Origin of the sequence: Streptomyces sp. NPDC020747 (assembly GCF_044334695.1) — a bacterium.
Taxonomy (GTDB): Bacteria; Actinomycetota; Actinomycetes; order Streptomycetales; family Streptomycetaceae; genus Streptomyces.
Window position 1 is genome coordinate 259636 of record NZ_JBIRTJ010000007.1, and the last position, 22273, is coordinate 281908.

General features: G+C 69.8%; 24 protein-coding genes and 1 pseudogene. 13 read left to right on the forward strand and 12 right to left on the reverse strand.

Going from position 1 to position 22273, the window contains the following annotated elements; genetic code table 11:
* The first annotated feature begins 65 nt into the window (after positions 1-65).
* Positions 66-1505 carry a cation:dicarboxylate symporter family transporter gene (locus ACH4YP_RS20620; protein WP_398491650.1) on the forward strand — a complete coding sequence of 480 codons (1440 nt, stop codon included), beginning with the start codon at positions 66-68 and terminating at the stop codon, positions 1503-1505.
* Positions 1506-1604: 99 nt separating this feature from the next.
* Here ACH4YP_RS20620 and ACH4YP_RS20625 read toward each other — a convergent pair whose 3' ends face one another.
* On the reverse strand, positions 1605-2537 hold the full coding sequence (locus ACH4YP_RS20625) for a DUF4394 domain-containing protein (RefSeq protein ID WP_398491652.1): 933 nt from the start codon (positions 2535-2537) through the stop codon (positions 1605-1607).
* A 310-nt stretch (positions 2538-2847) separates the two neighbouring features.
* Complete coding sequence (locus ACH4YP_RS20630) at positions 2848-4230, reverse strand: glycine--tRNA ligase (RefSeq protein ID WP_361067079.1); 1383 nt, start codon at positions 4228-4230, stop codon at positions 2848-2850.
* Positions 4231-4446: 216 nt separating this feature from the next.
* On the opposite strand from ACH4YP_RS20630, the gene ACH4YP_RS20635 reads away from it, so the two are divergent.
* The 7 genes from ACH4YP_RS20635 (at position 4447) to ACH4YP_RS20665 (ending at position 11277) form a co-directional block, all read left to right on the forward strand.
* Positions 4447-5409, forward strand: coding sequence for a metal ABC transporter substrate-binding protein (locus tag ACH4YP_RS20635; protein WP_361067076.1), 963 nt, complete (start codon positions 4447-4449; stop codon positions 5407-5409).
* A 22-nt stretch (positions 5410-5431) separates the two neighbouring features.
* Positions 5432-6229, forward strand: coding sequence for a metal ABC transporter ATP-binding protein (locus tag ACH4YP_RS20640; protein WP_361067073.1), 798 nt, complete (start codon positions 5432-5434; stop codon positions 6227-6229).
* Positions 6230-6234: 5 nt separating this feature from the next.
* The gene (locus ACH4YP_RS20645) at positions 6235-7149 is read left to right on the forward strand and encodes a metal ABC transporter permease (RefSeq protein ID WP_361067070.1); all 915 of its coding nucleotides are present in this window, start codon (positions 6235-6237) and stop codon (positions 7147-7149) included.
* Between the two features lie 68 nt (positions 7150-7217).
* Complete coding sequence (locus ACH4YP_RS20650; protein ID WP_361067067.1) at positions 7218-7640, forward strand: Fur family transcriptional regulator; 423 nt, start codon at positions 7218-7220, stop codon at positions 7638-7640.
* A gap of 257 nt (positions 7641-7897) precedes the next feature.
* Positions 7898-8572: a sigma-70 family RNA polymerase sigma factor gene (locus tag ACH4YP_RS20655; protein WP_361067064.1), complete on the forward strand. Its 675-nt coding sequence runs from the start codon at positions 7898-7900 to the stop codon at positions 8570-8572.
* Positions 8569-9780 (forward strand): CU044_5270 family protein, encoded by a 1212-nt coding sequence (locus ACH4YP_RS20660; protein WP_361067061.1) that lies wholly within the window; start codon positions 8569-8571, stop codon positions 9778-9780. Before ACH4YP_RS20655 ends, ACH4YP_RS20660 begins: the two co-directional genes overlap by 4 nt.
* A gap of 117 nt (positions 9781-9897) precedes the next feature.
* Positions 9898-11277 carry a hypothetical protein gene (locus ACH4YP_RS20665; protein WP_361067058.1) on the forward strand — a complete coding sequence of 460 codons (1380 nt, stop codon included), beginning with the start codon at positions 9898-9900 and terminating at the stop codon, positions 11275-11277.
* Positions 11278-11395: 118 nt separating this feature from the next.
* Here the strand turns inward: ACH4YP_RS20665 and ACH4YP_RS20670 are convergent, their stop codons facing one another.
* The 5 genes from ACH4YP_RS20670 to ACH4YP_RS20690 form a co-directional block, all read right to left on the reverse strand.
* Positions 11396-12247, reverse strand: a complete 852-nt coding sequence (locus tag ACH4YP_RS20670; RefSeq protein WP_361067055.1) for an isoprenyl transferase — start codon at positions 12245-12247, stop codon at positions 11396-11398.
* A 78-nt stretch (positions 12248-12325) separates the two neighbouring features.
* Positions 12326-13072: a DNA repair protein RecO gene (gene recO / locus ACH4YP_RS20675; protein WP_398491657.1), complete on the reverse strand. Its 747-nt coding sequence runs from the start codon at positions 13070-13072 to the stop codon at positions 12326-12328.
* 22 nt (positions 13073-13094) lie between these two features.
* Positions 13095-13709 (reverse strand): DUF1266 domain-containing protein, encoded by a 615-nt coding sequence (locus ACH4YP_RS20680; protein ID WP_398491659.1) that lies wholly within the window; start codon positions 13707-13709, stop codon positions 13095-13097.
* 35 nt (positions 13710-13744) lie between these two features.
* The gene (locus tag ACH4YP_RS20685) at positions 13745-13960 is read right to left on the reverse strand and encodes a hypothetical protein (protein ID WP_361067046.1); all 216 of its coding nucleotides are present in this window, start codon (positions 13958-13960) and stop codon (positions 13745-13747) included.
* Positions 13957-14184, reverse strand: coding sequence for a hypothetical protein (locus ACH4YP_RS20690; RefSeq protein WP_361067043.1), 228 nt, complete (start codon positions 14182-14184; stop codon positions 13957-13959). The genes ACH4YP_RS20685 and ACH4YP_RS20690 overlap by 4 nt, the downstream gene beginning before the upstream one ends.
* Positions 14185-14310: 126 nt before the next feature.
* Here ACH4YP_RS20690 and ACH4YP_RS20695 point away from each other — a divergent pair, with 126 nt between their 5' ends.
* Together ACH4YP_RS20695 and ACH4YP_RS20700 are read left to right on the forward strand one after the other, a co-directional pair.
* Positions 14311-15144 (forward strand): Scr1 family TA system antitoxin-like transcriptional regulator, encoded by an 834-nt coding sequence (locus ACH4YP_RS20695; RefSeq protein WP_398491662.1) that lies wholly within the window; start codon positions 14311-14313, stop codon positions 15142-15144.
* Complete coding sequence (locus ACH4YP_RS20700) at positions 15126-15323, forward strand: DUF397 domain-containing protein (RefSeq protein ID WP_398491664.1); 198 nt, start codon at positions 15126-15128, stop codon at positions 15321-15323. Before ACH4YP_RS20695 ends, ACH4YP_RS20700 begins: the two co-directional genes overlap by 19 nt.
* Positions 15324-15399: 76 nt before the next feature.
* Here the strand turns inward: ACH4YP_RS20700 and ACH4YP_RS20705 are convergent, their stop codons facing one another.
* Both ACH4YP_RS20705 and ACH4YP_RS20710 read right to left on the reverse strand, forming a co-directional pair.
* Positions 15400-15723, reverse strand: coding sequence for a helix-turn-helix domain-containing protein (locus ACH4YP_RS20705; protein ID WP_398491666.1), 324 nt, complete (start codon positions 15721-15723; stop codon positions 15400-15402).
* Positions 15720-16100 (reverse strand): annotated as a pseudogene (locus ACH4YP_RS20710) (type II toxin-antitoxin system RelE/ParE family toxin). The gene ACH4YP_RS20705 and the pseudogene ACH4YP_RS20710 overlap by 4 nt, the downstream one beginning before the upstream one ends.
* 281 nt (positions 16101-16381) lie before the next feature.
* Between ACH4YP_RS20710 and ACH4YP_RS20715 the strand changes: the two are divergent.
* Positions 16382-17476, forward strand: a complete 1095-nt coding sequence (locus ACH4YP_RS20715; protein ID WP_398491668.1) for a GNAT family N-acetyltransferase — start codon at positions 16382-16384, stop codon at positions 17474-17476.
* Between the two features lie 197 nt (positions 17477-17673).
* On the forward strand, positions 17674-18645 hold the full coding sequence (locus tag ACH4YP_RS20720; RefSeq protein ID WP_398491670.1) for a serine protein kinase RIO: 972 nt from the start codon (positions 17674-17676) through the stop codon (positions 18643-18645).
* A 69-nt stretch (positions 18646-18714) separates the two neighbouring features.
* Here the strand turns inward: ACH4YP_RS20720 and ACH4YP_RS20725 are convergent, their stop codons facing one another.
* Positions 18715-19173 (reverse strand): peptidoglycan-binding protein, encoded by a 459-nt coding sequence (locus ACH4YP_RS20725; protein ID WP_361067022.1) that lies wholly within the window; start codon positions 19171-19173, stop codon positions 18715-18717.
* 145 nt (positions 19174-19318) lie between these two features.
* Positions 19319-20746 carry an MFS transporter gene (locus ACH4YP_RS20730; RefSeq protein WP_398491672.1) on the reverse strand — a complete coding sequence of 476 codons (1428 nt, stop codon included), beginning with the start codon at positions 20744-20746 and terminating at the stop codon, positions 19319-19321.
* A gap of 56 nt (positions 20747-20802) precedes the next feature.
* On the opposite strand from ACH4YP_RS20730, the gene ACH4YP_RS20735 reads away from it, so the two are divergent.
* A complete protein-coding gene (locus tag ACH4YP_RS20735; protein WP_398491674.1) occupies positions 20803-21414 on the forward strand; it encodes a CGNR zinc finger domain-containing protein in 612 nt (203 codons plus the stop codon).
* A 55-nt stretch (positions 21415-21469) separates the two neighbouring features.
* Here ACH4YP_RS20735 and ACH4YP_RS20740 read toward each other — a convergent pair whose 3' ends face one another.
* On the reverse strand, positions 21470-22261 hold the full coding sequence (locus ACH4YP_RS20740) for a helix-turn-helix transcriptional regulator (RefSeq protein ID WP_361067013.1): 792 nt from the start codon (positions 22259-22261) through the stop codon (positions 21470-21472).
* Positions 22262-22273 lie beyond the last annotated feature (12 nt).

Genomic DNA, 22273 nt, shown 5'->3' on the forward strand with positions numbered 1-22273 from the left:
ATAGTGACGACGGTCACCATGCGGAAGTTCTTTTCCGTATGACAGAAGTCGCTTGGAGGAACACCGTGCCACCGTCTGTACCGTCCCTGCCGCGACGCGCCGTCCGCAAGCTGCGGACCTCGCTCTTCGCGCAGGTCGCCTGCGCGCTCGTACTCGGAATCCTCGTCGGCAAGCTGTGGCCGGACATCGCCACGACCGCCCAGCCGCTCGGCGACGGGTTCATCCGGCTCATCAAGGCGGTGATCTCGCCCCTGGTGTTCTGCGTGGTGGTCGTCGGCATCACCAAGGCCGGTGACCTCAAGGCGTTCGGACGGATCGGACTCAAGGCCCTGATCTGGTTCGAGGTCGCGACCACGTTCGCTCTGCTGTTCGGGCTGCTCGCCGGGAACCTCGTCCAGCCCGGCGCCGGCATGAACGTCGACCCGTCGAAGCTGGACGCCTCGGCGGTCGACGAGAAGACCGGTGGGGGCTCCCTGCCCTCGACCAGCGAGTTCATTCTGCACTCCCTGCCGGACAGCGCGGTCGGCGCCTTCGCCGAGAACTCGCTGCTGCAGGTCCTGGTGCTGGCCTGTCTGACCGGCGCCGCCGTGCTCCACCTCGGCCACACCAAGGTGCCCGCGATCCTGCCCGCCGTCCAGCAGGCCCAGGAGATCGTCTTCGCGATCGTCGGCTTCGTCATGAAGCTTGCCCCGCTCGCGGTCTTCGGCGCCACGGCCCACCTGGTCGGTCAGTACGGGGTCGGCGTCATGTCCACGTACGGCAAGCTCATCCTCGTCTGTTACGCGACCGCGCTGATCTTCCTGCTGCTGCTCGCCGTCGCGCTCAAGCTCGTCGCCGGCGTCAGCCTGTGGAAGTTCGTCCGCTACACCCGCGAGGAGATGCTCCTCGCGCTCGGCACCGCGTCCAGCGAGACCGTCATGCCCCGCATGATGCAGAAGCTCCGCCACGCCGGCTGCCGCGACGACGCCGTGGGCCTGGTCCTGCCGACCGGGTACTCCTTCAACCTCGACGGCGCCTCGATCTACCTCTCCGTCGGTACGCTCTTCATCGCCCAGGCCGTCGGCGTGGACCTGTCCCTCGGCCAGCAGATCACCGTCGTACTGATCCTGATGCTGACCAGCAAGGGCATGGCGGGCGTGCCGGGTTCGGCGTTCCTCGCCCTGTCCGCGACCGCCTCCGCGCTCGGGGTCATCCCCGTGGGAGCCGTCGCCCTGCTCCTCGGCGTGGACCGCATCATGGACTCGATGCGCGTCGCCACCAACCTGCTCGGCAACTGCGTCGCCGTCTTCGCCGTCTCCCGCTGGGAGGGCGCCCTGGACTCGGAACGCACCAAGAAGGTGCTCGACGGCGAACTCCCGTTCGTGGAGGAGTCGGACGAGAAGGAAGAGAAGGCGGAGACGGCCGAGAAGGGGCAGCCCTCCAAGCCTCCCGTCGCCGAGGGCGCGGACGCGCTCCCCGCTCAGCCCACCGCTCTCACCAAACAGCCCGCCACAGACGGAAGCTGACGGGACGACACAGAAACGGGTGGCAGTCGGCAGGCATCGCGCCCTGCCAACTGCCACCCGTCAGCGCTCAGTTGCCGATCATGGCCACCCTCGCCCTCGTCACCCCTGGTTCAACGGCAGCGCGATGTCCACCACCTGCCGCCCGTGCGGGAACGAGCCCAGCGAAGTCAGCTTCCCCGTCAGCAGGTTGACCCGGAACGACTTGCCGCCCGTCACCGCGTACCCGGTGTTGGTCCCGTTCCGCGCCGAACTGTGGATGTCGAACCCGGAGTTCAGGGGCGCGTCCACGCCCAGCTTGCCCGTCGGCGCGAGGTTGCCCGCGTTGGCGGGCGACTGCACCGACACCTGGTCCAGCGTGGTGTCGAGGTCGAACAGGGTGGTGGCCGTCGTCGCGTCGAGGTCGTTGTTCGTGTACGCGGCCCCGGTCACGCCGAGCGCCGTGGCACCCGGGTTCGGGGGCACCGGCGGGTTGGTGAGGGTGCCGTCGACGGCGGTGGTGCCGGGAGCCGGTGCGCCGGCCGGGTCGTCGAGGTTGTGGCGGAGGTTCTGGCCGGTGTCGCTGATGACCCGGAGCCGGTTGGCGGCCGGGTTGAAGTCGACGCCGAAGGCCCCGCCCTGGAGGGCCACACTGAGCTGCGAGACCTTGGTGGCGCGGGCGCCCGCCTCACGGATCGTGTAGATACCGCCCCGGTCCCCGACGGCGTACAGCTTCCGGTTCTGGACGCGGTAGTCGATGCCGACCAGCGTCCGGTCGCCCTTGAGCCCGCCGACCTTGCCGAGCGGCACCGCGGCTCCCGGCCGGTCGACGCGGAACAGAACGAGCCGCTGGTCCGCCGTGAGCCCGACGGCCCGCGGCCCACCGGACGCGAGCGCCCCCGGCAGCCCGCCCGCACCACCCTTGCCCTCTGTCCCGGCCTCGACCCCGGAGGACTGCTTCTCCTCCGACCCGCCCAACGCCCCGGAGCCGACGGCCCCGACGGTCCCGATCGCCACCGCCATCGCCAGTACGCCCATGACTGCCTGCTTGCGCATCCGTGCCCCCGTAGAAGGTGCCGGCCCGCCTGCTGCGGGCCGCCTGCCCCCTCCTTCGGAACCTCCCGCCCCCCGGATTGCAAAAACCCCGGTTCCATTACATCCGTTACGGACGTAACAAAACCGGGGCATTTGAAAGGGGTCCGCGCCCCTTCTTCCTCAGGGGCGCGGACCCCTCTGCTTCAGGGCCGCGGCAACCTACCGCTTTCAGGGGCGCGGGGAACTGCGCAACCAGCCACGACGAACCCGCAGTCGGCAGCGAACACCAGCCACGCAGACGCTCACCCGCAAAGCAGCTAGCGGCCAGCGGCTAGCAGCCGATGAGGCGGCTGGCCAGGTACCCCTCGATCTGGTCCAGCGACACGCGCTCCTGCTTCATCGAGTCCCGCTCGCGAACGGTCACCGCGTTGTCGTCGAGCGTGTCGAAGTCCACCGTCACGCAGAACGGCGTACCGATCTCGTCCTGCCGCCGGTAGCGGCGGCCGATGGCCCCGGCGTCGTCGAAGTCGATGTTCCAGTTCTGGCGAAGCGCCGTGGCGAGCCCCTTCGCCTTCGGCGACAGCTCGGGGTTGCGCGACAGCGGAAGCACCGCGACCTTCACCGGCGAGAGCCGGGGGTCGAGCCGCAGAACGGTCCGCTTCTCCATCTTCCCCTTGGCGTTGGGCGCCTCGTCCTCGACGTACGCGTCAAGGAGGAACGCGAGCATCGCGCGGCCGACACCCGCCGCCGGCTCGATGACGTACGGAGTCCAGCGCTCGCCGGCCTCCTGGTCGAAGTAGGAGAGGTCCTGGCCGGAGGCCTTGGAGTGCGCGGAGAGGTCGTAGTCCGTGCGGTTGGCGACGCCCTCCAGCTCACCCCACTCGTTGCCGCCGAACTGGAAGCGGTACTCGATGTCGGCGGTGCGCTTGGAGTAGTGCGAGAGCTTCTCGGCCGGGTGGTCGTACCAGCGCATGTTCTCCTCGCGGAGACCGAGGCCGGTGTACCAGTTCCAGCGCTCCTGCATCCAGAACTCCTGCCACTTCTCGTCCTCGCCCGGCTTGCAGAAGAACTCCATCTCCATCTGCTCGAACTCGCGGGTGCGGAAGATGAAGTTGCCGGGCGTGATCTCGTTGCGGAAGGACTTGCCCATCTGCGCGATGCCGAACGGCGGCTTGCGGCGCGAGGTCTGCTGGACCTGGGCGAAGTTGGTGAAGATGCCCTGCGCGGTCTCGGGGCGCAGGTAGGCGACGGAGCCGCTGTCCTGGGTGGGGCCGAGGTGCGTGGAGAGCAGGCCGGAGAACTGCTTGGGCTCGGTGAAGGTGCCCTTGTTGCCGCAGTTGGGGCAGTTGAGGTCGGCCAGGCCGTTCTCGGGGGTGCGGCCGTGCTTGGCCTCGTACGCCTCTTCAAGGTGGTCGGCGCGGTACCGCTTGTGACACGAGGTGCACTCGGTGAGCGGGTCGGAGAAAGTGGCGACGTGGCCGGAGGCCACCCAGACCTCGGTGGCCAGGATCACGGACGAGTCGATACCGACGACGTCCTCGCGCGACGTCACCATGTTGCGCCACCACTGACGCTTGATGTTGTCCTTGAGCTCGACACCCAGCGGCCCGTAGTCCCAGGCGGCACGCTGGCCGCCGTAGATCTCACTGCACGGGTAGACAAAGCCACGGCGCTTGCTCAGGCTGACGATGGTGTCGATCTTGTCGGCGGCCACGGTGCTCTCTTCATTACGACGACGGGCGACGAAGCAGTTGCTTCAGAGCGAATGCTTCAGATTACCGGCGGCCCCTGCCCCCGGATCAAATCGGTTGGGGTCCTGGCCGCACACCGCCCCCACCTCCCCCGTCACACCTCTCCCATACCGGGATGAAGCCCGGATCACAAGACGCGTTATTGACAATCGTTTCCAGATTTGTTGAAAATGGGTGTCATGAACGTACGACGACGTCTTGTAACCGGCACCGCGGTCGCCGCGGCCACCGCCCTGGGTCTCGGGCTCCTCTCCGCCTGCTCGTCCGAGTCCAACGCGGCCGACGGCAACAGCGGGAAGCTCGACGTCGTGGCGTCGTTCTACCCGTTGCAGTTCATAGCCGAGCGGATAGGCGGGGACCACGTCAGTGTGAGCACGCTGACCGAGCCCGGCCAGGAGCCGCACGACCTGGAGATCAGCGCCAAGCAGACCGCGCAGCTGCAGGAGTCGGACGTGGCCCTGTACCTGAAGAACCTCCAGCCCTCCGTCGACGACGCGGTCGCCCAGTCCGAGATCAAGACCAAGATCGACGCGGCCACCCTCACCGGCCTGGAGAAGCACGGCAACGAGGTCGGCGGCCACGCGGCCGAGCACGACGACCACGAGGGCGAGGAGGGCTCCGGCGAGGACCCGCACATCTGGCTCGACCCCGTGAAGTACGCCGAGGTCGCCGAGGGTGTGGGCAAGGCCTTCGAGAAGGCCGACCCGGACAACGCGGCGGACTACACGAAGAACACCGCGGCCCTGGTGAAGCAACTGGACGCTCTCGACACGCAGTTCGAGGACGGCCTCAAGAACACGCGGACGAAGGTCTTCATCACCACGCACGCCGCCTTCGGCTATCTCGCCGAGCGCTACGGCCTCACCGAGGAGGCCATCAACGGCCTGGACCCGGAGAGCGAGCCCAGCGCGAACCGCGTCAAGGGCCTTGAGAAGATGGCCAAGGCCGACGGCGTCTCCACGGTCTTCTACGAGACGCTCGTCAGCGACAAGACCGCGAAGACCATCGCCGCGGACGCGGACCTCAGGACCGATGTGCTCGACCCGATCGAGGGCATCACGAAGAAGTCCCGCGGCGACGACTACTTCCAGGTGATGGAGTCCAACCTCAAGGCGCTGCAGTCGGCACTGGGCGCGAAGTGACCAACCCCCGGAGGGTGGCGGCATGAAGGACGGCGGCACGAGGGACGAGTCCGGCGCATCGACCGTCATCTCCCTGCGCGGTGTGACGGCCGAGCTCGGCTCTCGCCCCGTCCTGCGCGGTATCGACCTCACCGTGAACCGCGGTGAGGTCGTCGCGCTGCTCGGCGCCAACGGCTCCGGCAAGTCGACGGCCGTCCGCACGGTCATCGGCCAAGTCCCGGTCACCGGCGGTGAGATCGAGCTGTTCGGCACCCCGCGGCGCCGCTTCCGCGACTGGGCGCGCGTGGGTTACGTACCGCAGCGCACGACCGCCGCCGGCGGAGTGCCCGCCACTGTCACCGAGGTGGTGTCCTCCGGGCGGCTGTCCCGTGCCCGCTTCGGTGTCCTGCGCGGGGCCGACCGCGAGGCGGTCCGGCGGGCCATCGGCCTGGTCGGGCTCGCGGACCGCGCCAAGGACTCGGTGAACGCGCTGTCCGGCGGGCAGCACCAGCGCGTACTCATCGCCCGTGCCCTCGCCGCCGGGCCCGAGCTGCTGATCATGGACGAGCCGATGGCCGGTGTGGACCTGGCCAGCCAGGAGGTCCTCGCCCAGACCCTGCGCGATCAGGTCGCCCAGGGCGCGTCCGTCCTGCTCGTCCTGCACGAACTGGGCCCGCTGGAGCCGCTGATCGACCGCGCGGTCGTGCTGCGCGACGGCTGCGTCACGCACGACGGCCCGCCCCCGCAGGCGCTCGGCCAGCACGCGCTGCCCGGCCACGACCACGTACACCCCCACGCGGCTCACGACGCCGAACCGATCCGGACGGGACTGCTGAGCTGATCGCCATGAACCTCGAAATCCTCGACTACGCCTTCATGCAGCGGGCCCTGCTCGCCGCGGTCCTCGTCGGCATCACCGCGCCCGCCGTCGGCATCTACCTCGTACAGCGCCGCCAGGCCCTGCTGGGCGACGGCATCGGCCATGTCGCGATGACCGGCGTCGGCCTCGGCTTCCTGCTCTCCTGGTCCCCGGTGTGGATGGCGACGGCCGTCTCCGTGGTCGGCGCGATCCTGATGGAACTGATCCGCTGGTACGGGAAGACGCGCGGCGACATCGCGCTGGCGATGCTCTTCTACGGGGGCATGGCGGGCGGTGTGATGTTCATCAACCTCGCGCCCGGCGGCTCCAACGCCAACCTGACCTCGTACCTCTTCGGCTCGCTCTCCACGGTCTCCGAGGAGGACGTGACGGCGATCTGTCTGCTGGCGGCCTTCGTCGTGCTCGTCACGGTCGGGCTGCGCAGGCAGCTGTTCGCGGTGAGCCAGGACGAGGAGTTCGCGCGGGTCACCGGGCTGCCGGTGCGCGCCCTGAACCTGCTCACGGCCGTCACCGCGGCGGTCACCGTCACGGTCGCCATGCGGGTCGTCGGCCTGCTGCTGGTCTCCGCGCTGATGGTGGTGCCGGTGGCCGCCGCGCAGCAGCTCAGCCGCAGTTTCGCCGCCACGTTCGCGATCGCGGTGGCGATCGGGGTGAGCGTGACCATCGGCGGCACGGTGACCTCGTACTACCAGGACGTGCCGCCCGGTGCGACGATCGTCCTGTTGACCATCGGCGTGTTCATCCTGCTCACGGCGTTGGCCACACCACTGGCCCGGCGCAGGGCACGGGCCGCCGCGCAGGCCGCGGCCCAGGAGGCCGGCGACCCGGCGGAATGTGCGATTCCGGCCACCCGCACACCCACCGGGAAGATCGGCGTCTGACTGACACTCGTCGGCCTTGCCCGAGCTGGCACAATGGCCCGGCAAGCCGCAGACGTTTGGAGGCAACGGTGACGACCGCTGGACCGCCCGTTCGGGGCCGTTCCACCCGGCAGCGTGCCGCCGTGGCGGCGGCGCTCGACGAGGTCGACGAGTTCCGCAGTGCCCAGGACCTGCACGACATGCTCAAGCACAAGGGCGACTCCGTAGGGCTGACCACGGTGTACCGCACGCTGCAGTCCCTCGCCGACGCGGGCGAGGTGGACGTCCTGCGCACGTCGGACGGCGAGTCCGTGTACCGCCGCTGTGAGAGCGGCGACCACCATCACCACCTCGTGTGCCGGGTGTGCGGCAAGGCCGTCGAGGTGGAGGGGCCGGCCGTCGAGAAGTGGGCGGAGGCGATCGCCGCCGAGCACGGCTATGTGAACGTGGCTCACACGGTGGAGATCTTCGGCACCTGCGCGGAGTGCGCCGCGCGCGCTGCCAAGGGGTAGTGCGGGGGCGGTTCGTGCTCGGGTGCGGGCCGGTGCGGGCTGGTCGCGCAGTTCCCCCGCGCCCCTAGAAGACTGCGCCGTTCCCCGCGCCCCTGAAAACCAAAGGATTACGCCGTTCCCCGCGCCCCCAAATGGTGCGAATGCCCTTCCGGGCCGACGAGTTGATGTCGGCCCGGAAGGGTTTTTTCGGCTCCCCTGTAAGAAGTGGGCCGCCACGCGCATTGCTTGGTAAGAGAGCCGAGATGAAGGGACGGCGCGTGACACATGCCCAACGCTTCCGGGAAATCTACGAGGAGTGCTACCCGCGCGTCCTCGCCTACACCACGAGCCTGGTGGGACGGCAGGTAGGAGAGGACATCACCAGCGAGACACTCACCGTGGCCTGGCGGCGGGTGCGGGACATTCCGCAGCCCGCACTGCCCTGGCTCCTGGGAGTGGCCCGCAACCTGGTGCGCGAGCTGCGCCGCCGGGACAGCCACCAGTACGCCCTCGCCGCCGCGGAGGCACAGCGCATCAGCAGCGGCGCCCGGGCCGACGTCGGTGACGTCGCGGCGGACGTGACCGACCGGGAAGCCGCGCTGCAGGCCCTGGCGAGCCTCTCCGACGCCGACCGGGAACTGCTGACGCTGATCGCCTGGCACGGGCTGACCTCCAAGCAGGCCGCACGGGTCCTGGGCTGCACCACCGCGACGCTGACCGTCCGGCTGCACCGGGCCCGCCGCCGTCTGGAGAAGGCCCTGGAGCCCGCGTACTCGGCGGACACGGCACCTGCACCCAAGGCGACACCCGCACCGGAACCCGTGTCCGTACCGGAACCGGCGTCCGTACCGGAACCGATGTCCGCGCAGAGACCGGGATCCGCGCAGAAGGCGGCCTCCGCCCGACTCCCGCAGCCCCCGCACCGCACTGACCCCGAAGGAGCACTCACATGAAGAACACCCGCGAACGGTCCGGGCGGCCCGACGTCATGGAGGTGCTCGCGAGCGCCCGGCCCGACGAGCTGGACCCGTCCAGGCTGGCGGGCTCCACTCGGCAGTACGACGACCTGGCACGCATCCTGGCCGGAGCGACCCACGATCGCGTGGCACGCTCCCCGGAGCCGCGCCGCCTCTGGAGCGGGTTCCGGCCGCTCGGGGCCGTGGTGGCCCTCGCGGCCGTCGCGGCGTCCGCGGTGGTCGTGAGCACTCTCGACCAGGAGGATCCGCTGGGCGTGCGCCCGGGTTCCTCGGCGTCGGACGCCCAGGGTGACGTCCGCGTCGACGGCCGCCTCGAACTGCTCAGTGTGGCGAAGAAGGCGGAGACGCCGGCCGCCGAGGGCACGTACTGGCAGACCACCACGCGCTCGGAGGACGTGAACGTCGTCGGTGAGCCGGGAGCGCTCTTCGCCGTGCGCGACAAGGCGACCGCGGAGTGGTCGGTGGGCGTGCGCCCGGGAACCAAGAGCCTGATGGTCTCCGGTATCGACGCCGTGGTCGAGCCCCGGACCAAGGAGGACCGGGCCCGCTGGCAGGCCGCCGGCTCGCCCGGAACGCTGCAGGCCGAGGTCACGGGGAACGAGCAGGGCGGCACGCTCGGTTACAAGATGGGAACCGGGCAGCCGACGGTCATGCGGACGGACGCCGACGACAAGATCTACGCCATCGGCCCGCGGAACGTCTCCTACCAGGATGTGCGTGAACTGCCCTCCGACAGCGGGAAGTTGCGCCAGGAGCTGGAGCGGCTGCACGCGGCGGACGGCAGTGCCGACGCGGGCGTCGGCCGCACGGCGTACGTGCTGCGCCAGGCGGCCGATCTCATCACGATGCCGGTGAAGCCCGCCGTCCGGGCGGCCGCGTACCGGGTGATGGCGGACCTGCCCGGCGTCCGTGGGCTGGGACGCGTCACCGATCCGCTGGGGCGCGAGGGCGTCGGTTTCGCCTTCCCCGGCACGGCGAAGACACCGCTGGGCAGCGTGGAACAGCGGCTGGTCGTCGACAGGTCCACCGGCGAGCTGCTCGCCGAGCAGCTCGTGCTGGCCGACCCCTCGGCCCGGGCCCGGGAAGCGGGCCTCGCCGCGGGCACGACGGTGAACTACACGGCGACGACCCGGATGAGCTGGGGCGAGAACCAGATCACGGTGCCGAAGAACGCTCAGGACTGAGCGCGGGTGCTCCGGCGGAACACCCTCCGGAGCACCGCCGGGAACGCCCTCGGCACCCTCAACGCCCTCAACGCCCTCCGGCAAGAGCAACAGGATCCAGTGGGAGCACAGGAGAAGATGACAACACCTGTACGGCGGTCGGCTTCACCCGCCGCCCGCGTGGCCACCGCACTCGCGGCCTGCGCCATCGCACTCACTCCGTATGCCGCGCAGGCACAGGCGCCGGAGCAGGCGCAGGTGTCGGCCGAGCAGGGGGCCGCCCTCGCGAGGACGCCCTGGAAGCTGACGTTGCCGCTGTCCGGGGCGGAGTCGATCGGCTTCCACGACGTCACCGCGACGGGCCGCGACGACGCGTGGGCGGTGGGCAGGAAGACGGACGAGTCCTGGGCCACGACTCCGGTGGCCAGGCACTGGGACGGCACCCGGTGGAGCGATGTTCCGCTCGCGGGGACCGACGGCAGACCCGCGCAGTTGGACGCGGTGGCCGCCTCGGGCCCGGACGACGTCTGGGCGGCCGGAACGTACAACGACATCGAGATGGCCGCCGCCTCCCCGGGCACCGCCCGGACGCCGGAGGGCCTCAAGGCCGGCCGGCTGCCGGACACCCTCCTGGAGCGGCTGCCGAACACCCTGGCGGACCGGCTCCGCAAGGGCTCCGCGCTCCCCGCGGCCGCCAACGCGATCGTGCTCCAGCACTGGAACGGCACCCGCTGGAAGCCGGTGGCGCGTCCGGCACCCGCCGAGGGATGGATGCGTTTCGTCCTGGAACTGAAGTCGGTGGGCGCGGACTCCGTGTGGCTGACCACCATGGACTGGAACCCGACGGCGACGGACCCGGCCAAGGCGTACTCCGGACAGCTGGAGCACTGGGACGGCCGCAGGTGGAGCCGTACGGCACTGCCCCCGGCACCGGACGGCAGGCCGGTGGAGCCATCGAGCATCACCGGCACCGGCCCCGACGACGTGTGGGTCAGCTCCCTGAGCGAGACGGACGGCGTCGCCACGTCCCTCATCCACCACTTCGACGGCCGCCGCTGGACGGTGCGGACCGTCCCCGTTCCCTTCGAGTACGGTCCCGGCTGGGTGGCCAACCGCATCGTTTCGACCAAGCGCGGAACGGTTCAGGTGCTGGGCAAGACCAACGATCCCGGGACGCCGACCGCGCTGCTCTCCACGCGCTGGAACGGCCGCACGTGGCAGCAGCTGCCCGCCCCCGCGGTCGATGAGGTGAACGCCGTGGGCTCGGACGGCTCGGGAGGCGTGTGGGTCGCGGGCTGGCCGCCCCAGGGCGGCGGCCACGCGCTGTTCTCCCGCTGGGACGGCACCACCTGGACCGACGAGGAACTTCCGGCCGAGCTCACCTCGACGAGCTGGGGCAGCACGGTCTACGCCATCGAAGGCGTTCCCGGCACCCGCACCGTACTGGCCGTGGGCGACGCCGCGTGCGAGAGCGTGACGAGCGCGTGCGGCCTACTGCTCTCGCGCGGGAACCACTGACGTGAACGGACCGGCGGAAACGGGCTGACGGAAATGGACTGACGGAAATGGATCGCCTGTGGCCCGCACCGAGGTGCGGGCCACAGGCGATCCCACTGACGGATCGGGGCCGTAACGATCAGGCCCCGTCGGGGCGCCCCCGCATGCCCTCTTCCATCGCGAGGAGGTCCTCGTTCGGGACGGCGCCGCCGAAGCGGCGGTCGCGGGAGGCGTACTCCACGCACGCGCGCCACAGGTCGCGGCGGTCGAAGTCGGGCCACAGGACGTCCTGGAAGACCATCTCGGCGTAACTGGACTGCCAGATCAGGTAGTTGGACGTGCGCTGCTCACCGCTCGGGCGCAGGAACAGGTCCACGTCCGGCATGTCCGGGTAGTAGAGGTACTTCTGGATGGTCTTCTCGGAGACCTTGGCCGGGTCGAGCTTCCCGGCGGCGACATCCGCGGCCAGCGCCTTCGCGGCGTCGGCGAGTTCGGCGCGACCGCCGTAGTTGACGCAGAAGTACAACGTCATCGCGTCGTTCTTCTGCGTCTGCTCCTGGGCGATCTGGAGCTCGTGGACGACGGACTTCCACAGCTTGGGCATACGGCCGACCCAGCGGATCCGGATGCCGAGCTCGTCCATCTCGTCGCGACGGCGCCGGATGACGTCCTTGTTGAAGTTCATCAGGAAGCGGACCTCCTCGGGCGACCGCTTCCAGTTCTCCGTCGAGAAGGCGTACAGCGAGAGGTTCTTGACGCCCAGCTCCAGACACCCCTTGAGGACGTCCATGACGACGCCCTCGCCGACCCGGTGCCCCTCGGTGCGCGGCAGCCCGCGCTCCTTGGCCCAGCGGCCGTTCCCGTCCATCACGCACGCCACGTGGTTCGGGATCAGCTCGCCGGGCAGCTTGGGCGAGCGCGCGCCGGACGGGTGCGGCTCCGGCGTCTTGTACTCGCGGCGCTGGCGCCCCAGGATCCCGCGTACCACCATGTGCTTCTCGTCTCCTCATACGTGACGTGCCATACGTGACGTGTCATACGTGACGTGTCTACGGGTACTTCTGTCTGCTTACTTCTCCACGTAACGCAGCGAGCGCAGTCCGCGCTCCAGGTGCCAGTGCAGATAGGCCGACACCAGACCGCTGCCCTCCCGGACGTACCGCGGCTCGCACGCGTCCGCGATCGCCCAGTCCCCCGTCAGCAGCGCGCCGAGCAGTTCGAGGGCCCCCGCCGAGGGTACGACGCTGCCGGGCACCCGGCAGTCGACGCAGACGGAACCTCCCGCGGCGACCGAGAAGAACCGGTTCGGTCCCGGCATGCCGCATTTCGCGCAGTCGCCGAAGCTCGGCGCGTAGCCGTTGACCGCGAGGGAGCGCAGCAGGAAGGCGTCGAGGATGAGGTGCGGCTCGTGCTCGCCCTGCGCGAGCGTCCGCAGCCCGCCCACCAGCAGCAGATACTGCTGCACGGCCGGCTCACCCTCGTGATCGGTGAACCGCTCGGCGGTCTCCAGCATGGCCGTCCCGGCGGTGTACCGCGCGTAGTCGGCGACGATCCCGCCACCGTACGGAGCGATCGTCTCGCTCTGCGTGCACAGCGGCAGCCCGCGCCCGATGAGCTCACTGCCCCGCGCGAAGAACTGCACATCGACGTGGGAGAAGGGTTCGAGCCGCGCCCCGAACTTCGACTTGGTCCGCCGTACGCCCCGCGCGACGGCACGTACGCGTCCATGACTGCGAGTGAGCAACGTGATGATGCGGTCCGCCTCACCCAGCTTCTGGGTGCGCAGGACAACGCCGTCGTCACGGAACAGGCTCATGGGCCCATTCTCGCGTACGGAGTCAGCGGGTGTGGTCGGGGTGGCTGATCGCGTGCCAGGGCGCCATGTTCCAGGGGCTGGCCCGGTTCGCGGGATCCAGGAGCGACTTCAGATGGGCGTCCGAGACCGCCTGCGGGGCGGGGGCGTCCGGGGTGCCCCGAAGATTGTCCCGCCAGACCATCCTGCCGAGCAGGTAGTGCTCGGCGTACTCGTTCCAGGAGGCGTACGACCTCACCACCGCCGGGACGATGTTCTTCAGCGCGGTCCACGCGTCGGCCTCGCCCAGCATCCCGCACGCGAAGCCCCGGCGGGTGATGTCGACGTACAGACCCGCGTCCCACGCCAGTGGTTCGACGCCGAGCCGCAGCCGGGCGCGGGCGCGGTAGCCGGACCGGGCGAGGCCGTCGAGCCGGCCGACCAGTTCGTCACGCGAGGTGATCTCCCACTGGTCGGCCAGCCAGCGCCCGGCCTTGTCGTCGTCGATGCGGGTGAACGGGTACAGGGTCGTCCGCGAGGCGTCCCGGTCCCGGCTCACCGGCGCGCTGAGCGACACCATCCACAGCTGGTGCATGGTGAGGGGAACGGGGTACTTGCGCGCGGCCTTCCGCCTGCGACGTTTCCATATCCATGTCGCCATGGCGCAGCACCCTATGACAGGCCCCTCAGAGCGTTTCAGGGGACCTCGCCACGGCTGCGTGCGTTGGCGTACGCGGTGGCCGCGCTGAGACGTTCCGCCGCGGTGGCTCCCCGGACGGTGTCCGGTGCGCAGTCCCACTCCTTGCCGCCGCCGTACGGCCTCAGCTGTACGTAGGGTCCCTCGTGCCCCATCACCACGCCCACCCTTCCCGTCCTCGTGTCGACGACGTACGTCCCGACCGTCGGCTTCATCCCAGCACCGCCGCGAGTCGCGCCGCCGTCTCGACGGAACACCGCCCCAATTCGACGAGCGGACAAGGGGCCTCCCGCGCCAAACTTGCCGGGTCGATCCCCAGTGTCGGCAACTTAATTCCTGCCGTTGCCAGTGCCGCGCGCAATTCCTTCACCGTTTCCTCCGCTTGTTCGACACACGCCACCGAGTGCTGTGCGGCGTGGCCGATCCCGTCAGCCTTCACCGTGTTCCCCTTTCCAATTGGGTTTCACGCTTTTCATCTCCACGGTGACGCCTGCCGCTTAGACTTTGGAAGACCTCTACGCTCAGCAACGTCGGTGCAGTACACGGCAGTACAAGGGGGCTGGCCATGGCCAATGGTTCGCGGCAGGCGGCTTGGGAGTTCTTCGGTACGGAGCTGAAGAGACGCCGCGAGGATGCGGGGTTAACCCAAGTGGACTTGGGTCATCGCGTTTTTGTGTCGGGCGGCTACATCGGGCAATTCGAACAGGCCATTCGCAAACCACAGTTGGATGTCGCGAAGCGGATCGACGAGGTCCTACAAACCGATGGCTTTTTCGAGCGCCTCTGGCGAAAGCTCATCAAGGACCAGCCGTATACCGAGTATTTCGCCCACGTGGTGGAGCTGGAGCGGCTGGCGACAGAGATCTGTGAGTACGCGCCGACGGTGGTCCCCGGACTCCTCCAGACGCGGGAGTACGCGCAGGCGGTGTTCCTGGCGGGCAACCCGCTCGCCGCCGACGAGTACATCGAGGAACTGCTCAAGGGACGCATGGCCCGGACGCGACTCCTCAAGGACGCTACAAGGCCCGTGTATTGGGTGGTCCTCCATGAGACGGTCCTACGAGTCCAGGTCGGCGGCCCAGCCGTCATGGCCCACCAACTGGACCACATCGCGGCACTGGCACGGGAGCGCAAGGCGCTGGTGCAGGTACTGCCGTTCGCGACGGGAGCGCACCGGGAGATGGGCAAGATGATGAAGCTCATGCAGTTCGAGGACGCCCCGCCAACTGTCTATACAGAGGCTGTGCTTTCGGGGAACCTGCTGGACGAACCAGCGGTGGTGAAGCGGACCCAGTCGTCTTACGATCTCATCAGGGCCGCCGCGCTGTCACCGGAGGCGGCCCTGTCCCTGATCGAGTCGGCGGCGGAGGACCACAGACGATGCGCGAGTGCGACCTGAGCAACGCCCGCTGGCGCAAGAGCAGTTACAGCGGCGGCAGTGGCGGGGAGGACTGCCTCGAAGTCGCCGACGGCGTCCCCGGTGTCGTGCCCGTGCGGGACAGCAAGGTCGTGGGCGGGCCCGTTGTACTGATCGGCGCCACAGCCTGGACGCACTTCGTCGGAACCGTCGCGGTGTGACACGTACCGCCCGAAAAGCGGGCGGACGGTCCGTGTTCCTGTACGGAGATGGGTCGCCGGGGTAGCGCAGGACGCGTCAGCCGACCTTGCGCAACTCCCCGTCGTCAAAGACCGCAACCATGACCAGGTTGCCTCCCAGCGCCTCGACGTACCGAGCCATGACGTCCGTCCCGGACACCTGACCACTCTCGATCTGCGAGATCCGCCCCTTGGTCACGCCCATGCGCTCGGCCACCTGAGCCTGGGTGAACCCGCGTTCCTGCCGCATGTCGACCAGTCGCCAGGCCCGGGCCTCGGCCAGCATGCGCTGAGCCCCTTCCAAGAAAGCGTCCCGACCCCCCGACAGCTCCTCCGCCCGCTCACGATGCCCGCTGGCCGACCACCTGACGTCTCCGCTCACTTCTCCGACTCCTTCTTTCGGTCAGCCACGTATTCGGCATACCGGGCCTCGGCCAACGGGATCGCTTCGTCGTACCAGGCGTTCCAGTTACCGGACTTGTCCCCGGCCACCAGCAGGATCGCGGAACGCCACGGGTCGAAGACGAACAGGATGCGCACCTCACTCCGTCCCGCCGAACCAGGACGTAGTTCCTTCAGATTGTGCAAGGCCGACCCCTTGATCCGGTCGACCAACGGCCTGCCTTCGGCGGGTCCGTGGCAGGCGAGGATTCAGATCGCCTGATTGACGAAGACATACGAGTCCGGATCGGCCTTCTCAAGGTCGTTCAGCCACTGATCCACCTCGCCGGTCAGATAGACGTCCCACTGCTCTTCCACCCTCAACCCTTTCGCGAGTTTAGCATTTACTAAACCCACGGGAGCGGGAGCGGGAGCTGCAAGCGGAACTCCGGGAGTTCACCCGTCCGAGCCAGTTCAATCGGGCGTGAACAGGGCTTCACTCCGCCAGAACCTGGCGGAGCGGGACAACGCCGGGCATCCGACAGCCACCAAGCCACCACATGGTGCCGTGACCGGACACGTCGACCGAGTGACTCCCGATTGCTCCAAAGGGCCGTCCAGGTACGCTCCTTCACTCCTTTGCCGAGAGGAGTTGCCGAGTGGCCCGGTCAAGTGGACCCGTTCTGCGCACCGAGAGGCTCGTGATGGAGCCGATCCGCCGCGGGGACAGCGACGATCTCTTCGAGGCCGTGGTCGGTCAGGACAGTGTCATGCGATGGCTGGCGACCGGCCGGGCGGACAGCCGGTCCGCGGCCGAGGCCATGTGCGACGACCACGTCACCCACTGGACCAGACACGGCTACGGCGACTTCGCGGTCAGGGACGCGGCAACGCACGCGTTTCTCGGCCGCGTGGGACTGCGCAATCGGGCCCGGCACGGAGTCGACCTCGGTTTCGCCCTGCACCCACGGGCCCAGGGCCGCGGGATCGCCGGTGAGGCGGGCCGTGCATGCCTGGACCTGGCGTTTCGCCGCCTCTCGCTGCCTGCCGTCTTCGCCTTTGTTCTCCCCGACAACGCGGCCTCGATCGCGGTACTTCGCCGCCTGGGCGCCCAGGCGGACGGGACTGTCGAGTCCAGCGGCCTGCATTGTCTGCGCTACCGGTTCGACCCCGCCGCCCGCACCGCCCCCGCCGCCACGGCCGCCACGGCCGCTGCGGAGCACGTGGTGGACGGCGGCCGTACGGACCTCCAGCTGGTCCATGCGCCGGGCCCCGGTTCTCCGGATGACAGAGCCGCACTCCGCGATGGCCTGCCCGACCCCTTCGGGGTGAAGGGGCTCGGCCTGGTGTGGGCCGACACGCGGCACACCCTCACCGCTGTCTCCGAAGGGCGGCCGGTGGCTACCGCGGGCTGGCTGTTGCGGGACATGGCCTTCGACGGATCGCCGCGCCGTGCCGCGGGGTTGAGCGGTGTGCTGGTGCATCCCACCCATCGAGGCCGGGGCATCGCCCGGACGCTGGTCAGCGTGGCGGTCGAACACGCACGAGCGGCCGGGGCCGAGACGATGACTCTGCTCTGCCGCCCCGAACTGGTCCCGCTCCACACGCGGTTGGGATGGAGCCGGCTCTCCGTGCCCGTCACCTTCCGGCAGCCCGACGGCCCGCGGACATCGCCACTGACCACCATGATCTACGACCTGGCCGGTCTGCCTGATCCCACCGTGGGCGTGGACCTGCGGGGCCTGCCCTTCTGACGCGCCGCTCCGGGCGTCCGGGGGCGCTCGGCGCGGGCCGGCTTTATTCGGTTGCCGCTCTCGGTGGCCTGCCCTCACCATGGGCGGGACACCGGGAGCTGCCCGGTGCTCCACGAGAGGAGGCGTGACGGTGACCACGACTGTCCTCGGCCTGTCCGCAGACCGCCTCTCTCGTACCCCATGGAGCACCTCCAGCGATGTCTCACGACGATCTCTCGCAGCACCCTCAACACCCTCAGCAGCCTCAACACCCGGCGTTTCCTGAGGACTTCAGCACCGACGCCGCCCCCTACCGCCACGTCCCGCAGCCGGACGACCTGGGCCACTTGGGCGACATCGACGACCGGTTCGTCTTCGATTTCCGTTCCTACGGCGACGTCGAGGACGGCCAGCGCTGGTCGACCTGGCTCAGTGTCGAACCCCTCTGCCGTGGCCCCGAGCCGCTCCCGGACTGGGTGGTGACCTCGCAGGGCGCGATCGACACCGAACTCGGCGTCCTCAAGACCGGCAAGGAGGCCGACGTCCACCTCGTCGAGCGCGCCGACCCGCTCGACCCCGCCGGCGGGGTGGTCATGGCGGCCAAGCGGTACCGCTCGCCCGAGCACCGGACCTTCCACCGCTCCGCGTCCTACACCGAGGGCCGCTCGATGAAACGCTCACGTGACGAGCGGGCCATCAAGCGGAAGAGCACCTTCGGCCGACAGGTCGCGGCCGGCGAGTGGGCGGTGTCCGAGTGGGGCGCGCTGGTACGGCTCTGGAACCTCGGGCTGCCGGTTCCCTACCCGGTCCAGATCGACGGCACCGAGATCCTGATGGAGTGGATCACCGTCGTCGAGGAGGACGGCACCGTCGCGACCGCGCCCCGGCTCGCCCAGACCCGGCCCTCACCCGAGCTGCTGGCGTCGTACTTCGAGCAGCTCACCGACGCGCTCGCGACGATGGTGCAGAACGGCGTCGTGCACGGCGACCTCTCCGCGTACAACATTCTGGCGGCGGGCGAGCGGCTGGTCGTCATCGACCTGCCGCAGATCGTCGACCTGGTCGGCAACGTCAACGGGATGAACTTCCTCCAGCGCGACTGCGCCAACATCTGCGGCTGGTTCCGCTCGCGCGGCCTCGATGTCGACGAGCACGCGCTGTTCGCGGAGCTGATGGCGCACGCCTTCTGAACCGGCCGGTCGTGTCGGCCGGTCAGCCGGCCGACACGACGGAGCGCGGGCAGACGAGGTCCACCTGGGTCAGCACGACGCGGCGCACCACTCGGCGAACCTCCTGAAGGCGACCGTGGCCATGGGGCCCCAGTCTCCGTCGAACGGGCCGGAGTAGCCGTACTCCGCCGTCAGGAAGCGCAGCAATGACCTGTCGGTGCCGACCCCGGGGATTCCGTCGATCAGGCCGGTGTACCCCCAGTTCGCCTGGAGGAAGCGCTGCATCGCCTTCCAGCTGTCGGGGCCCAACTGGCCGTTGAGCGGGCCGGGGTAGCCCCAGTTGTCCATCAGCCAGCACTGGACGTTTCTGGCTCCCCCCGTGGTCAGACCGTGGTTGTCCACCGCGAGCGGGCTGACGGTCTCGGCGCTCGCCGCCGGCTTCGTGGCCTCCCCTGTCGCCGCGAAACCGCTGCTCGCACCCGCGAGGCTGCCGACGAGCATCCCGGCGACCGCGGCGGCGCTGACTAACGTTCTCGTCAAAGTCCGCATGTGTTCCCCCTTCTCGGATTTCCGACCGGTCCGAACCCATGGTCCCGGTCTTCCACCGTCGCTGTCATGCTCATACGACCCTGCCGACACAACGCAGGTCGGAGCGGGTCGGAACACATCGAAGCAAGTCGAAGCAAGTCGGAGCTCATGAGCACGGGGAAACACCCTCGCCCCGCTCGGTGTCGCCCTCCTGAAGCAGCGCGTCCCCTCGCCCCGAGTGGCCCCGGCCGAGAGCGAACACGTGGAAGCTCAGGCCCGCGACGAGTTGAACCCCCGCGGCCGTCAGGAGCGCGGTCTGCAGTGAGTGCGTCACCAGCGGGCCCGCGACGGCCGCGCCGAGGGCGAAGCCGGTGATCTTGAGGCTCGCGCCTGTCGTGAAGACCTGACTACGGAGACGTTCAGCTGACTCCCGGTGCCGGATCGCCAACAGCGCGGCGAGCTGCGGGCCTTCACCCACACCCGCCGTCAGGGCCGCCGCGACGACCAGGACCGGACTGCCGGTCGCGGACAGCACGAGCGCGACCGCCAGGAGCAGCGTGCTGCCCCAGATGATCGTGTCCGGCGCGATGGCGCGGGGACGGCGTGCGAGCACGGCATTGGCGACGAGGGCCGAGACCGCCGTGCAGGTCAGGAGCAGCGTGCCGCCGGCAGCCGAACCGAAGACCCGCTCACCGAGCAGCGGGGTACAGGTGACCAGCATGCCCAGACCCGCACAGGAGACGACCGAGACGAGGGTGGCCCGGGCCAGCGGCCGGGTGCGGGCGATGTGGCGGATGCCGGCGGCGAGGTCGGCGGTCAGGGGGGCGGGGGGCGGCGTCTTGCCCCGAGCCTGGGCCTGGGCCTGATTCTGGGCCTGGGCCTGATTCTGGGCCTGGGCCTGGGCCTGGGCCTGGGCCTGGGCCTGATTCTGGCCTTGGTCTCGATCCCGGCGCCGGCCCTGGTCCCGATCTCGATCCCGGTCCTGGTCCTGGTCCCGATCCCGGCCGCGTTCGCGTTGGCGTCCGCGGCAGCGGACCGTCGGCAGGGTCCACGCCGCAGGCAGGGCCAAGGCGATCAGCGCCGCCGACGCCACCACGGCGGCCGATGCTCCGAGGAGATGCGCGAGCGCTCCGGCGAGCGCCGGGCCGACCAGACTCGCCAGGCTGAACGTCATCGCGTCGAGCGCGTTCGCGCGCGGCATCCGTTCGCCGGGCACGACCCTGGGGAGTTGGGCGGTCCAGCCGCCCGAGAGAGCCGGCCCGAGCAGCCCCGTGAACACGGCGATCAGGACCGTGAGTTCGAGGGGAAGGCGGCTGACGAGGCTCAGGAGGATCAGCACCAGGCCCGTCCCGTAGAAGGCGAGGGCGAGGGCCAGCAGGCGGCCCGGCCTCGGGGACCTGTCGAGGAGCGCTCCGAGCAGTGGGCCGCCGACCGCCGCCGAGACCGTGATGCCCGCCAGCAGCGCCGACGCCTCCGTGGCCGACCCTCCGACCGCGTACCCCGCCAGCAACAGCGCGGGCCCGGACATCTCGTCCCCCGCCCGCGCCGCTGCCGCCCCGGCGAGGAAGGACCTCATCGCGTAACGCCTCTTCACCGGGACGACGTTACGTACGTAACTCAAACCTATGCAATATGCGTTACATTCGGCCCATGGCAGCCCTCTCCGCCGACTGGTCCACGCGGCACTCCGTCCTGACCAACGCCCGGCGCACAGCGGCCCTGATCAACGTCCTGTCCGATACGGGCGACCGGAAGCCACAACAGCCCAGAGCGGCGACCGATGCGGTCGCCGAAGTGCTGCGGGAGTACGGCGAGTCGGAGCCCGTCGAGCTCACCCCGGACGACGTCATACGGATGCGTGCGGCCGCTCTCCTCCTACGCGAGGTCTTCGCCGCCGAGGTGGTCGACACCGCCGCGGCAGCCCTCAACCGCCTGCTGGCGGAACAGACCGGACCACTCCGCCTCACCTCACACGGCGGCAGCGCTCCGTGGCACCCCCACCTCGACAGCCACGACGACGCCCCCTGGGACGAGTGGTTCCTGACCTCGTCCTGCCTGGCGTTGACCGTCCTCCTCTGGGACCACCAGCGCCCGCCCGGCGGCCTCTGCGCCTCCCCCACCTGCCAAAACGTCTACATCACCTCGGGCCCGGGCCCGGCCCGCCGCTACTGCTCGCGCCGCTGCGCCACCCGCGAACGCGTCGCGGCCCACCGCCGAGGACAGAGGGCCACGGAGACCAACTCGGGCTCGGGCAACTCGTAGCGCGCGCCCGCCAGTTGCAGACCCTTCAGCCGCAGACCACTCAGTCCCAGGCCATTCAGTCGGGGACCGGGAAGTACTGCCGAGGCGTGACCCCCACGATCCGCCGGAACGCCGCCACGAAGGAACTGGCGGAGGCGTAACCCACCCGCCGGGCCACCGCCTCGGTCGTCAGCCCCTCGGCGAGGAGCGGCATCGCGATCTGCATGCGCAGGCGTTCGCGCCACTGGCCGAAGGCGAGGCCCGTCTCGGCGACGAAGAGCCGGGCCAGCGTACGGGCGCTCGCGCCGACCTCCCTGCCCCAGGCATCCAACGCGCGTCCGTCGGCGGGGTGTTGGGCGAGCGCCCGGGCCACCGCCCGAGTGCGGGGATCCCGGGGCTCGGTCACGGACACGCTCGTCACCGGTACGGGACGCAGTACGTCGAGGAGTACGGCTTCGGCCCGCGACCGGGCACCCGGGGCGAGGTCCCCGCGCACGAGGTGGTCGACGAGCGCCCGGAGCAGCGGGTCCACGGCCACCACCGTGGGCTCGGTCCAGGTGATCTCCGGGCACGCCGTCGGATTCACGTACGGACTCCGCATGACGGCGTCCCCCTCCGACTCCGTCGTATGGGCCAGCCCGGCGGGGATCCACAGTGCCAGCGATGGCGGCAGCAGCCAGGCGCCCCGCTCGCTGGTCACCCGCAGCAACCCCTTTGCCGCCCAGGCGAGTTGGTGGAAGTTGTGCCAGTGCCTGCCGAACGCGCTGCCCCTCGGCATCGCGAAGTCGCCGATGAAGATCGCGGTGGCGGCCGGCTGTCCGGCCGACTGTCCGGCCGACCGCCGGACCGGCTGTCCGTCTGGCGACATGGAACGGCAGCG

Coding starts and splice junctions, on each gene's coding strand:
- ACH4YP_RS20625 (WP_398491652.1), bottom strand. CDS start 2,537: ATGCGCAAGCAGGCAGTCATGGGCGTACTGGCGATGGCGGTGGCGATC.
- ACH4YP_RS20635 (WP_361067076.1), top strand. CDS start 4,447: ATGAACGTACGACGACGTCTTGTAACCGGCACCGCGGTCGCCGCGGCC.
- ACH4YP_RS20640 (WP_361067073.1), top strand. CDS start 5,432: ATGAAGGACGGCGGCACGAGGGACGAGTCCGGCGCATCGACCGTCATC.
- ACH4YP_RS20645 (WP_361067070.1), top strand. CDS start 6,235: ATGAACCTCGAAATCCTCGACTACGCCTTCATGCAGCGGGCCCTGCTC.
- ACH4YP_RS20660 (WP_361067061.1), top strand. CDS start 8,569: ATGAAGAACACCCGCGAACGGTCCGGGCGGCCCGACGTCATGGAGGTG.
- ACH4YP_RS20665 (WP_361067058.1), top strand. CDS start 9,898: ATGACAACACCTGTACGGCGGTCGGCTTCACCCGCCGCCCGCGTGGCC.
- ACH4YP_RS20670 (WP_361067055.1), bottom strand. CDS start 12,247: ATGGTGGTACGCGGGATCCTGGGGCGCCAGCGCCGCGAGTACAAGACG.
- recO (WP_398491657.1), bottom strand. CDS start 13,072: ATGAGCCTGTTCCGTGACGACGGCGTTGTCCTGCGCACCCAGAAGCTG.
- ACH4YP_RS20680 (WP_398491659.1), bottom strand. CDS start 13,709: ATGGCGACATGGATATGGAAACGTCGCAGGCGGAAGGCCGCGCGCAAG.
- ACH4YP_RS20685 (WP_361067046.1), bottom strand. CDS start 13,960: ATGAAGCCGACGGTCGGGACGTACGTCGTCGACACGAGGACGGGAAGG.
- ACH4YP_RS20695 (WP_398491662.1), top strand. CDS start 14,311: ATGGCCAATGGTTCGCGGCAGGCGGCTTGGGAGTTCTTCGGTACGGAG.
- ACH4YP_RS20700 (WP_398491664.1), top strand. CDS start 15,126: ATGCGCGAGTGCGACCTGAGCAACGCCCGCTGGCGCAAGAGCAGTTAC.
- ACH4YP_RS20720 (WP_398491670.1), top strand. CDS start 17,674: ATGTCTCACGACGATCTCTCGCAGCACCCTCAACACCCTCAGCAGCCT.
- ACH4YP_RS20725 (WP_361067022.1), bottom strand. CDS start 19,173: ATGCGGACTTTGACGAGAACGTTAGTCAGCGCCGCCGCGGTCGCCGGG.
- ACH4YP_RS20735 (WP_398491674.1), top strand. CDS start 20,803: ATGGCAGCCCTCTCCGCCGACTGGTCCACGCGGCACTCCGTCCTGACC.
- ACH4YP_RS20740 (WP_361067013.1), bottom strand. CDS start 22,261: ATGTCGCCAGACGGACAGCCGGTCCGGCGGTCGGCCGGACAGTCGGCC.